At 67.7% G+C, this 14,374-nt stretch carries 11 protein-coding genes; 5 read left to right on the forward strand and 6 right to left on the reverse strand.

Annotated elements, in window-relative coordinates; translation table 11 throughout:
* Positions 1-2 precede the first annotated feature (2 nt).
* A complete protein-coding gene (locus F790_RS0110550; RefSeq protein WP_019591637.1) occupies positions 3-1,790 on the reverse strand; it encodes a glycoside hydrolase family 57 protein in 1,788 nt (595 codons plus the stop codon).
* A complete protein-coding gene (gene glgC / locus F790_RS0110555; RefSeq protein WP_019591638.1) occupies positions 1,780-3,045 on the reverse strand; it encodes a glucose-1-phosphate adenylyltransferase in 1,266 nt (421 codons plus the stop codon). Before glgC ends, F790_RS0110550 begins: the two co-directional genes overlap by 11 nt.
* Before the next feature lie 90 nt (positions 3,046-3,135).
* Between glgC and glgB the strand changes: the two genes are divergently transcribed.
* Positions 3,136-5,349, forward strand: a complete 2,214-nt coding sequence (gene glgB / locus F790_RS0110560) for a 1,4-alpha-glucan branching protein GlgB (RefSeq protein ID WP_019591639.1) — start codon at positions 3,136-3,138, stop codon at positions 5,347-5,349.
* A 41-nt stretch (positions 5,350-5,390) separates the two neighbouring features.
* On the opposite strand, the gene F790_RS0110565 is transcribed toward glgB, so the two are convergent.
* The 4 genes from F790_RS0110565 to F790_RS0110580 are packed head-to-tail and all read right to left on the reverse strand — an operon-like array spanning position 5,391 to position 8,949.
* Positions 5,391-6,842, reverse strand: a complete 1,452-nt coding sequence (locus tag F790_RS0110565) for an FAD-dependent oxidoreductase (RefSeq protein ID WP_019591640.1) — start codon at positions 6,840-6,842, stop codon at positions 5,391-5,393.
* On the reverse strand, positions 6,842-7,225 hold the full coding sequence (locus tag F790_RS0110570) for a DUF302 domain-containing protein (protein ID WP_019569834.1): 384 nt from the start codon (positions 7,223-7,225) through the stop codon (positions 6,842-6,844). The genes F790_RS0110565 and F790_RS0110570 overlap by 1 nt, the downstream gene beginning before the upstream one ends.
* A 21-nt stretch (positions 7,226-7,246) precedes the next feature.
* A complete protein-coding gene (locus tag F790_RS0110575) occupies positions 7,247-8,383 on the reverse strand; it encodes an acyl-CoA dehydrogenase family protein (protein WP_019591641.1) in 1,137 nt (378 codons plus the stop codon).
* Positions 8,384-8,400: 17 nt separating this feature from the next.
* Positions 8,401-8,949 carry an OsmC family protein gene (locus tag F790_RS0110580; RefSeq protein ID WP_019589575.1) on the reverse strand — a complete coding sequence of 183 codons (549 nt, stop codon included), beginning with the start codon at positions 8,947-8,949 and terminating at the stop codon, positions 8,401-8,403.
* 452 nt (positions 8,950-9,401) lie between these two features.
* Between F790_RS0110580 and F790_RS0110585 the strand changes: the two genes are divergently transcribed.
* The 4 genes from F790_RS0110585 (at position 9,402) to F790_RS0110600 (ending at position 14,282) form a co-directional block, all read left to right on the forward strand.
* Complete coding sequence (locus tag F790_RS0110585) at positions 9,402-10,253, forward strand: ABC transporter ATP-binding protein (RefSeq protein WP_019589576.1); 852 nt, start codon at positions 9,402-9,404, stop codon at positions 10,251-10,253.
* A gap of 36 nt (positions 10,254-10,289) precedes the next feature.
* Positions 10,290-11,573 (forward strand): ABC transporter substrate-binding protein, encoded by a 1,284-nt coding sequence (locus tag F790_RS0110590; protein WP_019589577.1) that lies wholly within the window; start codon positions 10,290-10,292, stop codon positions 11,571-11,573.
* Between the two features lie 20 nt (positions 11,574-11,593).
* The gene (locus tag F790_RS0110595) at positions 11,594-12,409 is read left to right on the forward strand and encodes an ABC transporter permease (RefSeq protein WP_231372034.1); all 816 of its coding nucleotides are present in this window, start codon (positions 11,594-11,596) and stop codon (positions 12,407-12,409) included.
* Between the two features lie 214 nt (positions 12,410-12,623).
* Positions 12,624-14,282: a sigma-54-dependent Fis family transcriptional regulator gene (locus F790_RS0110600; protein ID WP_019591642.1), complete on the forward strand. Its 1,659-nt coding sequence runs from the start codon at positions 12,624-12,626 to the stop codon at positions 14,280-14,282.
* Positions 14,283-14,374: the final 92 nt, after the last annotated feature.

Consider the following 14,374-nt stretch of genomic DNA (forward strand, 5'->3'; position numbering starts at 1 on the left):
AATCAGTCCTGCCCTTTCCGCATGGTCCCTCCGGCAGCCGGATCGCCGCCGCCCACCGACAGCACCTCGTCCAGGGCCTCGGGCACCGTCAGTCCGGCCAGCTGGTAGAGCCGCGCCAGGTGGCGCCGATAGAGCTGTTCGAAGTCGCTGACCGAACCCGCCGGGTTGTAGGCCCCGAACCACCAGCACCAGTCGGAACCCTCGCAGATGGCGAGCTGTTCGCGCAGTTCCGGTGTATCCAACGAGGGGTCCTCCGCAATCGCGGCATCCACGGCCTCGCGGGCCTCGATCAGCCGATCCCAGCCACGGTTCTTGTCGGGGTCGCCGATCCAGGTGGAAAAGGTCCCGTAGACCCAGGAGCCGGCCACCACGCCGGGGAGCTCCACCGGCTCCGCACCCCCGGCAGTCGTCGCATGGGCGCACACGTCGTCGAAGGTGCACAGGTTGAGCCGCTCGTGCTGCGCCAGGGCCTCGTACAGCCCGTTGAGGAAATGGAAGCCGTTCTCGGGGTAGTACTCCCAGGCGTTCTCGCCGTCGAGTATCACCGACACCACGCTGCCGGCCGGGGCCACCTCGGCGATGTTTCCGATGTGGTGCACGAAGTCGGCCACCGCGTCATCGGCGTGCCAGTCGGCGTAGCGGAAGCCGATCGCGTCGGACAGTCCGTCATCGCGGAAATACAGCGCAATCTCGGTGTCCCGCAGTCGATAGCCACGGTGCAGCCAGCCCTGCAGGTCGCGGGGCCCGTCTTCCTCGCCCTCGCCGTTGCCGTTGCCATTGTCCTCCGCATCCGGCATGCCGCCGGCGGCTTCCAGGCTGTTGCCCAGCACGCCCTGGCCGCTGGCCGTCCATCGCAGGCCGTATTCGTCCAGCAGGCGAATGGTGGCCTCGCTCAGGCTGCCCTCGGACGGCCAGCAACCGGTCGGACGCATGCCGAAGTGCTTCTCGAACACCTCCAGCCCGCGTTCGATGTGCCAGCGCACCCGGGCTTCACCATCGGGATACGCCGGGGCCTCCGGCAGTTCGGCCTCGGGCATGGCCTCGCGGGCCGAAGCCAGGTCCTGCAGCAGCGGCATGATGGGGTGGGCGTAGGGGGTGAACGACAGCTCCACCCGTCCCTGTTCCGCCAGTTTGCGGTAGCGCGGGATCACGTTGTGCAGCTCGTCGCGCAGGATCTCCAGCAGACGCCGACGCACCCCGGACTCGAAGCCGGCTTCGGCCTTCAGCCAGCCCTGCAGTTCGGGCCGCGCGCGGCGCACGGTCTCGCCGGTCCAGGCCAGGTGATAGCAGGTGGCCAGTTCCTGGAAAAAGCGCCCGTCCAGATGCGCCAGCAGAATGTCGTCCTCCAGCGCCTGGCGTCCGATGGCCGCAAGCCGGGCAAACAGCGGAAACGGGTCGATCATGCGCGGCGCGTGGGCCCGCAGACAGGCGCGGATGATCTCGCGGCGCTGGTCCGGCTCCACCGGCACGATGTCCATGTGGAGCATGTCCAGCACCGGATCCCCGACCGGCACACAGTTCTTCAGGGCCCGGTCCACGCGCCGTGCATAGTCGGCGATCTGTTCCAGCAGGATGGGGGCGAAGTTCACCACCGCCCGCGCCCGCGGGCAGGCCTCCAGATGGGCCGCCATGTCGGTGTAGTCCTTCAGCGCATGGAGGTAGGTCCACGGCAGGGCATACTCCCGGCGGCCGCCGTCGAAGTACTGCGGCTGGTGCATGTGCCAGCACAGCACCACGTCCAGCTTGTCCGGAACACGGGCGAGGGCCTTCGAGGAGCGCTCAGCGGACATGGTGACGTCCCTGACCGAGCATCTCCGGGGTCACCACACGCACGCCCCCGGGCGAGACGTAGTAATCGCGGGCATCGGCCTCATCGTCCAGTCCGATCTCGGTCCCCGGCGGGATGCGGCAGGCCTTGTCGATCACCGCGTTGCGGATCACGGCGTTCTCGCCCACCTGCACGTCGGGCAGGATCACCGAGTTCTCCACTTCGCCGCAGGCGCTGACCTCCACGCTGGAGAACAGCAGCGAATGCCGCACCCGGCTGCCGGAGATGATGCAGCCTCCGGAGACCATCGAGTCGATCGCCATGCCTCGGCGGTCGTCGTCGTCGAATACGAACTTGGCCGGCGGGAGCTGCTCCTGGTAGGTCCAGATCGGCCATTCGCTGTCGTACAGGTTGAGTTCGGGGGTCACGCCGATGAGCTCCAGGTTGGCCTTCCAGTAGGAATCGATGGTGCCGACGTCGCGCCAGTAACCCTGGCGCTGGCCGGCCTCGTCGCGGAACGGGTACGCCATCACGCGGTTTTTCTCGATGATGCGGGGGATGATGTCCTTGCCAAAATCATGGCTGGAGAAGGTGTCGTCGGCATCCTTGAGGAGCTGCTCGAAGAGGAAATCGCGGTTGAAGACGTAGATCCCCATGGAGGCCAGCGAATGGGTCTCGCTGCCCGGGATGGTCGCCGGATCGTCGGGTTTCTCCTCGAACGAGGTCACGCGCCCCTCGGCATCCACACCCATCACGCCGAACCCGGTGGCCTCCTCCTTCAGTACCTCCAGGCAGCCCACGGTCATGTCCGCCCCGCTTTCCACGTGCTGGGCGATCATCTGCCCGTAGTCCATCTTGTAGATGTGATCGCCGGCGAGGATCAGCACATAACTGGGGGCGTGCTGCCGGATAATGTCGACGTTCTGGTAGACCGCGTCGGCAGTCCCGGAATACCAGGAGGTCTCGATGCGCTGCTGCGCCGGCAGCAGTTCGATGAATTCGCCGAATTCCCCGCGCAGGAAGCTCCAGCCGCGCTGGATGTGCTGGATCAGCGAATGCGCCTTGTACTGGGTCAGGATCGCCACCTGGCGGATCCCGGAATTGATGCAGTTGGACAGCGGGAAATCGATGATGCGGAACTTGCCGCCGAAGGGTACGGCGGGCTTGGCCCGCCACAGCGTCAGTTGTTTGAGTCGCGACCCGCGACCTCCGGCAAGCACCAGTGCCAGGGTTTCCCGGGTCAGTCGGCTGACGAACCGTTGCGGCTGAGGGTTCATAGGCCCATCCTTGCAGAAAGCTGCTGGTTGCGGGTTCCCCCGCGGATTCCGTTGACCGGCCCCACTCTACGTGAAGCGGATGCCTCGAGTATGACAACTGACCGGAACAATTGCATTACGGAAGTCGCGGATGAAATCCGGCGTCTGGCACAGGCCCGTCTGCACGACGCGCATGCGGTCCTGGGGGCCCACGCCCTCAATCGCCAGACCACCTGCTATCGCGCCTGGTTCCCGCAGGCCGACGAGGTCTGGCTGGTTCCGGAACCCGACGCCCCGCCGGAGCCGATGGACACCACCGACACCCCGGGGCTGTTCGTATGGAAGGGGCCATCGCGCAAGCTGGCGGAGCATCCGGAGCTGCGCTGGCGCCCGTCCGGCCACAAGGAGATCGTCAGCGTCATCGACCCGTGGAGCTTTGCCCCGAACATCCCGGATTTCGACCGCCACCTGTTCGGCGAAGGCCGCCACTGGCATGCCCACCGCATGCTCGGCGCGCACTGCGAAAACCGTGACGGGATCGACGGCGTGCGTTTTGCCGTCTGGGCGCCGGCGGCCGAGCGGGTCAGCGTGGTCGGCGACTTCAACCACTGGGACGGACGCTGCCATCCGATGACCGTGCACGGCTCCAGCGGCATCTGGGAGCTGTTCATCCCCGGGCTGGGTCCGGAAACCCTGTACAAGTACGAGATCCGCAACCGTGACACCGGCGAGCTGCGTCTGAAGTCCGACCCCTACGCGGCCGCCTACCAGGTACGCCCGGAGACCGCCTCGCGGGTGATCCCGGAGAGCGGTTACGCGTGGAACGACCGCGAATGGATGGACAACCGCGACCCCGAAGCCTGGAAGCACCGGCCGATGAGCATCTACGAGGTGCACCTGGGCTCCTGGCAGCGCAGCCCCGACGGCGACTGGCCGAACTACGCCGAACTGGCCGAACGCCTGGTGCCCTATGCCCGCGACATGGGCTTCACCCACCTCGAGCTGCTGCCGGTCACCGAGCACCCGTTCGACGGCTCCTGGGGCTATCAGTCCACCGGCTTCTTCGCGCCCACCTCGCGCTTCGGCGACCCGGACGACTTCCGCCGCTTCGTCGACACCGCCCATCAGGCCGGCCTGGGGGTGATCCTCGACTGGGTGCCGGGGCATTTCCCGCGCGACGACTTCGCCCTCGCCCGCTTTGACGGCACCGCGCTGTACGAGCACGAGGATCCGCGTCTGGGCGAGCACCGCGAATGGGGCACGCTGATCTTCAACTACGGCCGCCCCGAGGTGCGCAACTTCCTGCTGTCATCGGCGCTGTGCTGGATCGAGGACTTCCACCTCGACGGCCTGCGGGTGGACGCGGTCGCCTCCATGCTCTATCTCGACTACAACCGCGAGGATCACGAGTGGATCCCCAACATCCACGGCGGCAACGAGAACCTGGAGGCGATCGAGTTCCTGCGCGACGTCAACGAGACCGTGCAGACCGGCCACCCCGGCGTGGTGATGATCGCCGAGGAATCCACCGCCTGGCCCGGCGTGAGCCGCCCGCCGTCGATGGGCGGGCTGGGCTTCACCATGAAGTGGAACATGGGCTGGATGCACGACACCCTGACGTATTTCGGCATGGACCCGGTCTACCGGCGTTACCACCACAGTCAGCTCACGTTCGCGCAGATCTACGCCTATTCGGAGAATTTCGTGCTGCCCTTCTCGCACGACGAGGTCGTGCACGGCAAGCGCAGCCTGCGCGGGCGCATGCCCGGCAACGAGTGGGAACAGCACGCCAACATGCGCCTGCTGTACGCCTGGCAGTGGCTGTATCCGGGCAAGAAGCTGCTGTTCATGGGTCAGGAGTTCGGCCAGGGAACCGAGTGGTCGGAGGCCGGGGAGCTGGACTGGTACGTGCTGCAGTATCCGCTGCATCAGGGTCTGCAGCAGCTGGTGAAGGACCTCAACCGGGTGTATCGCGAACAGCCCGCGCTGCACGGTCGCGAGTTCGAGCCCGATGGCTTCGCCTGGCTGAATGCCGACGACGCCGACAATTCGGTGCTCAGCTTCGTGCGCCGTGACGTGGAGGGCCACGAACGCATCGTGATCCTCAACCTGACGCCGGTGGAACGCAGCGGCTACCCGATCCCGAGCCCGCGGGCCGGGACCTGGCGGGTCATGCTGAACACCGACTCGGAGTTCTACGGCGGCGCCTCGCGCGGCCCGCTGCAATGCGAGGCCACGACCGAGGCGTTTCACGGCCAGCCGGCCACGCTGCATGTGGACCTGCCGCCACTGACCGCCCTGCTGCTGGAGCCGACCGGAGGCTGAAGCCCCGGGCGGCGCCGCCGGGCCCCGGGCAGAGGCGTCCGTCAGGACGCCATCCGCGCGCGAACCTCCGGCTGCGTCACCGGTTCGCCCAGCCGGGCCTCCATCGGCCCGGCCTCGCGGGTCAGGGCCCCGGACAGGGCGAAACCCGCCAGGCGGCCGTCGGCATGGAACTCCATCCGGCGGCCGTCGGCATCGCCCTCCACGGACACCCACGCACCCGCGGCGGCATCCGCGGCCGATGGCGGGCAGACCTGCATCGGCAGGCTGGTGGTCTTGACCTGCACGGTGCCGGCGTCCGGTGCATAGCGCGCCGTTCCCCCGGCCAGGCGATCGGCGATCACTTCCGCCTGGGCCCGCAGCGTACCCACGTAGGGGCGCAGGACGCCGTCGTATTCGGCACAGTCCCCGAGGGCGCGGATCGCCGGATCGGAGGTCGCCAGCGTGGCGTCCACCCGGATGCCGCGCCCGCAGTCCAGGCCGGCCCCGGCAGCCACGTCGATGTTCGGCTGCAAACCGAGGGCGGTAATCACGACGTCCGCCTCCAGGGTCTCGCCACCGGCCAGTGTCAGCCGGGACGCCACGGAACCTTCGCCCGCCGCCGGCAAGGCCTCCAGACAAGCCACCGAGGTCCCAGTGTACAGGGCGACCCCGCGCTGCGCCAGTGCAGCCGCCAGGTCATCTCCCAGCTCGGGCGGCGCGAGCCGCGCCAGCGGGCGCTCGGCCATCTCGATCAGATCCACCGAATAGCCGCCGGCCGCCAGATCATCGGCCAGCTCGCTGCCGACCAGCCCCGCGCCCACGATGGCCACGCGGGCCCCGGGTTGCAGTTCCGCACGCAGCACGCGGTAGTCATCCAGGGTGTTCACCACCCGCGGCGGGGGTCCGTCGCCCGGAATGTCGAGCCGTATCGGGCTCGCGCCGGTCGCCAGCACCAGATCGCCGTAGGGAATGCCGCCGCGCGGGGTAATCAGGCGCCGGCGTTGACGGTCGATGTCCAGCAGGCGCACGTGCGGCAGCAGCTCGACGCCCAGGCGCGCGGCCCGCGCCACGCCGGATTCCTCCATCAGGTCGTCCGGGTCCACACCGCGCGCACAGGCCGTGGAGATCCGCGGTTTGGTGTAATAATCGCCGCGATCCCCGGTCACCAGCCGAATACTGCGCTCCGGGTCGCGGGCGCGCAGTTCCTCGGCCATTGCCCAGCCGGCCATGCCGCCGCCGACGACCACCACCGCATCCGGGTCGTCCGCCAGCGGGGTGCGCCAGGCCTGCGCCGCTTGTGCCTCGACCGGGTCCTCGGCACGCGGCTGCAGGCGGTCGAAGTCGGCCTTGGTGACGTTGCAGTCCGGGCAGTACCAGTCGTCCGGGATATCCTCGAACCGGGTCCCCGGTGGCAGACCCGAGTCCGGGTCGCCCTTCGCCTCGTCGTAGATGTAGCCGCACACGCGGCAGATGTAGCGTCGATATTCGCTTTGGGTTTCGGCTTCAGCAGACATCACGCAACCTCCGGCAGACGGGCGACAATCGCCTCGAACAGCGGGTCCAGCTCCGCGCCCAGCGCATCCAGCTCGGCGCTGCCCCAGGGGGCGAACACCTCCGACGGACGCCGCGCCGTTACATGCAGCTGCTCGCCGTCGCTCCAGACATGGATGCGCAGGGGGATGTCGATACCCGCGGGCTTGCAGGCCTCCCACACGCGCAGGGCATAGCGTGGATGAAAGACCTCGAGGATACGGTCGACCGGGACCTCGGCCCCGATCATCGCGGCATTGGCCTGGCCGTTGATTTCTCCGGCCACGCGCAGTCCCTGCGCCTCCACGGCCTCCTTCAGGGCGGCCACGGCCGCTTCGGCATCGAGTTTGGTGGTGGTTTCCAGCATGATGTCTCCTCCGGGCGCCGGTCAGTGGGCGTGGATACGCGCCAGCTCCTTGCGCAGGTGCTTGATGGCAGGCGTAACGATGGCCACGAAATAGGATTCGCGTAGCTTGCGCTGGGCAGCCGCGTTGGACAGGTAACCGCGTGCCCCGCTGTGCAGCAGCGCCGACTGCGAGGCCCGCAGCGCCAGTTCCGAACCGGTCAGACGCATCTGCAGCACGTCGGCAAAGAACGCGTCGCTGGTGTCGAAGGGATCGCGGGCCAGGGCATAGGTCGCCTGGCGTGCGTCTTCCAGGACCTCCTCCAGCTCGCCCGCCTGGTCATCGAGGTAACCGTTCACGTGCGACAGGGTCTCGTTGGCCTCGTGCATGGTGTTGATGCAGCCCTCGATCAGGCCCAGGCCCATGCCCATCTGCAGCAGCACGAAACCGGGACGGATACGCTGGATGTACTCCGGCAGGGGATCGGCCAGCACGTGCTCGTCGGGCACGAACACCCGGTCGAAATGGCAGCCGAAGGTGCGCGAACCCTCCAGAGCGATGAACTCGGGGCACGGGGTCAGGCTGAAGCCGGGGTCGGCGCAGTTGATGACCGCCATCAGCGGACGCGGGTTGTCATCCGTGGTACGGAAGATCGCACCGAAGTAGTGATCGTCGCCCAGATTGGACACCCACGGCAGCGCCCCGGACACCACGTAGCCGCCCTCCACACGCTCGGCCGAGAGCTTGAGCTCCTCGATGCTGGCGAACCATTTCATCGGGTTGGACAGCGCGGTGGCGCCGAACGCCTCGCCGCCGGCCAGCTTCGGCAGGACCTCGCGCTTGAGCGTGGAGGAATCGCTGTTCTCCACGTACCAGGCGCAGGCGTTCTGGCACCAGGCAACGAATCCGGTGGTCATGCATTCGGCGGAGATCACCTCCTCGGCGCGGATCGCGGACACCAGGTCCGTGGCCCCCGCGGGGTTCTGACTGGCCAGATGGGCATTGAAGGCACCCAGCTGACCCGCCTGATGCAGGAATTCCTCGGGGTAATGGCCGTCACGGTCGATGCGGACGGTGAGCGGGGCAAGCTGCCCCGCCACCAGGTCCCGCAGCCCGTCCTCGGCGTACACCGGTGCGGAGACCGGCGCCACCCCCGTTGCTTGTTCACGGGTCTCGAGCATTACGGGTCTCCTCGGCCTCAGGCCTTTTCCACGGCCAGGTTGACCGGGTTGCGCATGGTGTTGGCGACCGGCGACCAGAAGTCGGCGTGCGCCACCAGTTCCTGCAGCTCTTCCTCGCTGGCGTCGCCCTCGAGGTCGACCTTCACGCGGATGTCGGTGAAGCCCAGGCGCTTGGACTTGTCGGTATCGCCCACGCCCCAGACCGCGGTCACGTTGATGTCGCCCTCCAGGGACAGCTCCAGCTTGGTGAGGGTGATGCCGCGATCGATGGCATTGGCGTGCATCCCCACCGACAGGCAGGCCCCCAGGCTGGCCAGCGCGGCCTCGGAGGGGTTGGGGGCGGTGTCGTCGCCCAGCAGGTGCGGCGGCTCGTCGATCACGTGGGCATCGAGGTCACGCACGTAGGTCAGGTTGCGGAACTTGCCCTCGCACACGGTGCGCGCCTTGAGGGTCACGACACTGTCGGGGTTGGACTTGCCCTTGTCGGCGAGCTTGTTCAGCCCGTCCTGGTCAATGGGATCCAGGGCATTCATGGAAATCGTGGTGGTGGCTTCTGCGGTCGACATGATCAGGTCTCCTGACGGTTGTTTGGTCAATGCCCGAACCTTTGTGGCCGGGTCGCCAGTCCCGTTGCAGAAGCCGTGCCATGTTGCCCCCGATGGCGCCATGCCGCGATTCCCGGCCGATCGGCAGTCCATCCGGGGAGATCACCCCGACCCGCAGGCGGACAAAGCGGACAGTTTGTCCGCGCTTTGCACCAACATTGTCGACACAAAAATCCGTTGCACCACGACGAAACGTCGGCCACCGCCACCCGGCGTCACCGCCCGTGCCGGCTCGTGCCCCCGCCCGGTCCCCGCTGATCCGCGTCCTGCAGCCGTTTCACCCCCTCCGGAGCCACCCCCGTTTCGCGCCCGGTCCGCCGCCGTTCTGCATCTGGCACGCCTCTTGTAAGGGTTCCTGTGAGCGCGCCGTGAGAACCACGGCCCACCAACGTTCCCGGAAGAGGAGCACCGCCATGGGCGCAGCCATCTCCATCGACTACATTACGCATCACTATCCGAAACAGACGGACCCGACGCTCCAGGACATCGAGCTGACCGTCAGCCCCGGCGAGACCATCGCCCTGATCGGGCAGAGCGGCTGCGGGAAATCCACCCTGCTGCACATGCTCGCGGGCCTGCTGATCCCCAGCGAGGGCGCGGTACGCATCAACGGCCACCAGGTCATCAAGCCCAGCCCGCGCTGGAACATGATGTTCCAGAAACCCTCGCTCTACCCGTGGATGACCGTGCGCCGCAACGCCTCCCTCGGCCTGATCTTCCAGGGCCGTCAGGAAGGCATGAACAAGCGCGTCGACGCCCTGCTGGAGACGGTGGGCCTGGCCGAAAAGGCCGAGGTCAACGTGCAGTCGCTGTCCGGTGGCCAGCAGCAGCGCGTGGCCCTGGCGCGCAGTCTGGCCACCGACCCGGAACTCCTGCTGCTGGACGAGCCGTTTTCCGCCCTGGATGCGTTCACCAAGACCGAGCTGCAGGACGAGGTCGTGCGGCTGTCGCGGGATCGCGGCATCACCGTGGTGTTCGTGACCCATGACATCGAAGAGGCCGTCGCCATGGCCGATCGCGTCATCGTGATGGGTTCCAATCCGGGCACGCTGCAGCACCAGCTCAAGGTGGACCTGCCGCATCCGCGCGACCGCACCAGCCCCGGATTCACCGAACTGAAGGCCGAGCTGATGGAGTTCTTTGGCGCGACGCGTCACCCGGCCTCGCGCCCCGACCCGACCGATGACACGTCGTCATCCGCCGAAGCCGACGATTCCGCCGGGTCCGGATCCGCCCCCGCCCGTCGCGCGATTCGCGCGGCCTGAACCGTCCCTAGCCCGTTACCCGAGAGGAACCTCACCATGTGCAACTGTGACAACCACCACCACATCGACGCGGAACTCGACCGCATCCTTGGCGGCAGCCTGTCCCGCCGCACCTTCCTGCGCTCGGCGGCGGCCGGCTCGCTGGTCGCCGGCGCCGGCCTGACCGCCCCGGGTTCGCTGCTCGCCCAGCAGCCCGAGCTGGGTGGCGTCGACCCCGAAGTGGACGACTTCGACGGCGTCGTGCGCATCGGTTACATCCCCATCACCGATGCCGCGGCCCTGCTGGTCGCGCATTCCGAGGGCTATTTCGAGGACGAAGGCCTGGAGGTGGCCGAACCGCAGCTGATCCGCGGCTGGTCGCCGCTGATCGAATCCTTCGCGGCCAACCGCTTCAACCTGGTCCACCTGCTCAAGCCGATCCCGCTGTGGATGCGCTACCAGAACGACTTCCCGGCCAAGATCATGTCCTGGGCCCACACCAACGGGTCGGCGGTGGTCACCGGCCGCCACGTGGAGGTCAACGACTTCGCCGACATGGGTGGCATGAGCGTGGCCGTGCCCTACTGGTACTCCATGCACAACGTGGTCATGCAGATGGCCCTGCGTGACGCCGGCCTGAAGCCGGTGATCAAGGATCAGGGGGACGATCTGGCCCCGGACGAGGTCAACCTGATGCTGATGCCGCCGCCGGACATGCCGCCGGCCCTGGCCGCGCGCTCGATCGACGCCTTCATCGTCGCCGAGCCCTTCAACGCCGCCGGCGAGATGCTGGCCCACGGCAACCTGCTGCGCTTCACCGGCGACATCTGGAAGAACCACCCCTGCTGCGTGGTGTGCATGAACGAGACGCTCACCGATCGCCAGCCCGAATGGACGCAGAAGACCATGAACGCGGTGGTTCGCGCCCAGGGCCACATCCAGGACAACAAGAAGGAGATCGCCCACCTGCTGTCGCGCGACGGCAAGGGCTACCTGCCGATGCCGTCCGGGGTGGTCGAACGTGCGATGACCAACTACGCCGACGACAGTACCTACATCGACTCCGGCGCGATCCGCCATGCCGACTGGGCTAACGGCCGCATCGACTTCTCCCCGTGGCCCTACCCCTCGGCGACGAAGATGCTGGTGGGCGCGATGAACGAGACCCTGGTCGGCGGCGACACCACCTTCCTGCAGGGCCTGGATCCGCAGGAAGTGGCCGATGATCTGGTCAATTACGAGTTCGTCGAGAAGGCCATGGAGAAATACACCGCCTGGCACAACGCACCCGGCGTGGACATGGATTCGCCGTTTGCCCGCGAGGAGATCGTACAGCTATGAACCGCGACGTCACATTCGACATGCCGGCCACCCCCGGGGAGTGGGGGTGGGCCTCCCTGCGTTCCCTGAACCACCTGCGCCGGCGGCTGCAGTACCCGCTGCTCGGCATCGCCGGGTTGCTGGCCCTGTGGTGGTGGGGCGGCTGGGCCATCGCCAACAACCCCGACACCATGGCCTTCGCCAGCTTCGCCCCCGGGCCCACGCTGACCGCCTTCTGGGACATCGTGAGTTCCGGACAGGTGTGGTCGCCGATCGAGTCCAGCCTGCACCGGGTCGGATTCGGCCTGCTCTACGCGATCCTGATCGGGGTCCCGCTGGGGGTGATGATCGGGTACTTCAACGTGCTGCGCGAAACCACCCACGTGCCATTCCAGTTCCTGCGCATGATCTCGCCGCTGGCGTGGATGCCGATCGCGGTGCTGGCCTTCGCCACCTGGGATGCGGCGATCATCTTCCTGATCGCCATCGCCGCGGTCTGGCCCATCACCTACGCCACCGCGCACGGCGTGCAGCGCATCGATCCGATGTGGCTGAAGGTGGGCAACAACCTGGGCGCCAACCCCTACCACACCCTGCGCTACATCGTGATGCCCGCGATCGCCCAGGACGTGTTCGCCGGCATCCGCCTGGCGGTGGGCGTGGCCTGGATCGTACTGGTGCCGGCGGAATACCTGGGCGTGACCTCGGGGCTCGGCTACGCCATCAACGATGCCCGCGACACGCTCGAGTACGACAAGCTGGCCGCCTTCGTACTGGTGATCGGCCTGATCGGTTACATGCTGGACGCCATCTGCGTGCGCCTGATCCGGCGCAGCAGCTACCACGCCGAAAGCTGAGCTGCCCCCTCACTCCCTCCGTCTGCCCGGCCGTGCGCGGTCGGGCCTTTTTTTGTCCACGGCCCGCGGCATGCACTGCACCCTTCGGGCGCGTACCGGAACCGACCGCACCATCGCGGTGCAAAGTCCGCCGCCAGGTGCCGCCCGCATCCGCTCCGTGCCCCGCCACGGCCCGGTCCGCGGCGCTGGCAGGGTTTCTGCATGCCCACCGGGCATGAACGACACCGCCACCGAAGACCGCACCGACCAGGCGACCCGCGAGCAGGAGATCACCCTGCTGCTGGAGGTCGCCCGGCTGATGGGCCGCTCGCGCGACCCCGACGCCGCCATCTACCGCATCCTCGGCATGATGTCCCAGCTGCTGGGCCTCAACCGCGGCCGGGTCCTGCTGCCCGACCCGGACAGCGGACAGCTGAAGATCCGGCATGCCTACGGCCTGACCGACGCCGAACGCGAGCGCGGCAGCTACTCGCTGGGCGAGGGCGTGACCGGCCGGGTGATGAAGACCGGACAGATCGCGCTGATCCAGGACATCGACAACGAGCCGGAATATCTCGCCCGGGCGGTCGACCGCTCGACCCTGCCGCAGGAGACCGTGGCATATATCGGGGTCCCCATCGTGCAGGACGAACAGCCGATCGGCGTACTCGGGGTCCACCGGCTGCGCCGCCGCTCGCGCCAGTTCCAGGACGATCTCAACGTACTGCGCGTTGTCGCCTCCATGATTGGCCAGGTCCTGCGCATCAACCAGCTGATCGCCGAACGCACGGCCGAACTGGTCTCGGAAAACCGCTACCTCAAGAGCGCCCTCGACACCCAGGGGGCGAAATACGGAATCCTCGGCGAGAGCCCCGCCCTGCGCAGCGTCCTCAAGCAGGTCCACCGCATCGCCGACACCCAGGCCACGGTGCTGATCACCGGCGACTCCGGCACCGGCAAGGAGAAGATCGCACGCATGATCCACCGGATCAGCCAGCGCAACGCGCGACCGTTCATCTCCCTGAACTGTGCCGCGATCCCGGCCGACCTGCTGGAATCGGAACTGTTCGGCCACGAGAAAGGCGCCTTCACGGGGGCCTCCAGCGCCAAGACCGGCAAGATCGCCCTGGCCGACGGCGGCACCCTGTTCCTCGACGAGATCGGCGACATGCCGGAGGCGCTGCAGTCCAAGATCCTGCGCGTGTTGCAGGAACGGGTCGTGCAGCCGATCGGGGGATCGCGCGACATCCCGGTGGACGTGCGCGTGGTCGCCGCCACCCACAAGGACCTGCAGAAAGCGGTCAATGCCGGGGAATTCCGGCTCGATCTGTTCTACCGCCTGAACGTAATCCCGCTGCACATGCCCGCGCTGCGCGATCGCGCCAGCGACATTCGCCTGCTCGCACGGCACTTTCTCGACCGTTACACCCACGTCCATGGCTGGAACGTGGTCCTGGACGACGGGGTGATGGAGCGTCTGGAAACCTTCGACTGGCCGGGCAACATCCGCCAGCTGGAGAACGTGCTGGAACGCGCGGTGCTGCTCTCCAGCGAGGGCCGCATCGGCACCGCCCTGATCGACGAGATCCTGCACGAGGAATCGCGCATCAGCCCGGGGCTGCACGCCACCGGTCCCGCCGCTTCCCCGCAACCGGACGCCGCACCATCGCCGGACACCCCGACCTTTCCCGGCACGCACGGCAACGAGGCGCACCCCGACGGGGCGACCGGTCCCGGCATCGTCCGCCCCTACCGCCGGGTGCACGCCTCCGAGGCCGACCAGCTGCGGGACGCGATCGAACGCAGCGGCGGCAACAAGACCCGCGCCGCCATGGACCTGGGCCTCACCCCGCGCCAGCTGCGCTACCGCCTGAAGAAACTGGGACTGGCCTGAGACCCCGTTGCGGACATTGTCGACACTTTGTCCGCAACGGGAGCGGACAAAGTGTCCGCCTCACCCGACCCGTGCTGCCGTACGGCCGTCCC

Source organism: Thioalkalivibrio sp. ALE20 (genome assembly GCF_000381405.1).
GTDB lineage: Bacteria > Pseudomonadota > Gammaproteobacteria > Ectothiorhodospirales > Ectothiorhodospiraceae > Thioalkalivibrio.

Bases quoted from the DNA above. Each gene is read 5' to 3' on its own strand.
- F790_RS0110570 (WP_019569834.1), bottom strand. From the start codon at position 7,225: ATGCTGGAAACCACCACCAAACTCGATGCCGAAGCGGCCGTGGCCGCC.
- F790_RS0110550 (WP_019591637.1), bottom strand. From the start codon at position 1,790: ATGTCCGCTGAGCGCTCCTCGAAGGCCCTCGCCCGTGTTCCGGACAAG.
- F790_RS0110590 (WP_019589577.1), top strand. From the start codon at position 10,290: ATGTGCAACTGTGACAACCACCACCACATCGACGCGGAACTCGACCGC.
- glgC (WP_019591638.1), bottom strand. From the start codon at position 3,045: ATGAACCCTCAGCCGCAACGGTTCGTCAGCCGACTGACCCGGGAAACC.
- F790_RS0110600 (WP_019591642.1), top strand. From the start codon at position 12,624: ATGAACGACACCGCCACCGAAGACCGCACCGACCAGGCGACCCGCGAG.
- F790_RS0110565 (WP_019591640.1), bottom strand. From the start codon at position 6,842: ATGTCTGCTGAAGCCGAAACCCAAAGCGAATATCGACGCTACATCTGC.
- glgB (WP_019591639.1), top strand. From the start codon at position 3,136: ATGACAACTGACCGGAACAATTGCATTACGGAAGTCGCGGATGAAATC.
- F790_RS0110595 (WP_231372034.1), top strand. From the start codon at position 11,594: ATGCCGGCCACCCCCGGGGAGTGGGGGTGGGCCTCCCTGCGTTCCCTG.
- F790_RS0110580 (WP_019589575.1), bottom strand. From the start codon at position 8,949: ATGTCGACCGCAGAAGCCACCACCACGATTTCCATGAATGCCCTGGAT.
- F790_RS0110575 (WP_019591641.1), bottom strand. From the start codon at position 8,383: ATGCTCGAGACCCGTGAACAAGCAACGGGGGTGGCGCCGGTCTCCGCA.
- F790_RS0110585 (WP_019589576.1), top strand. From the start codon at position 9,402: ATGGGCGCAGCCATCTCCATCGACTACATTACGCATCACTATCCGAAA.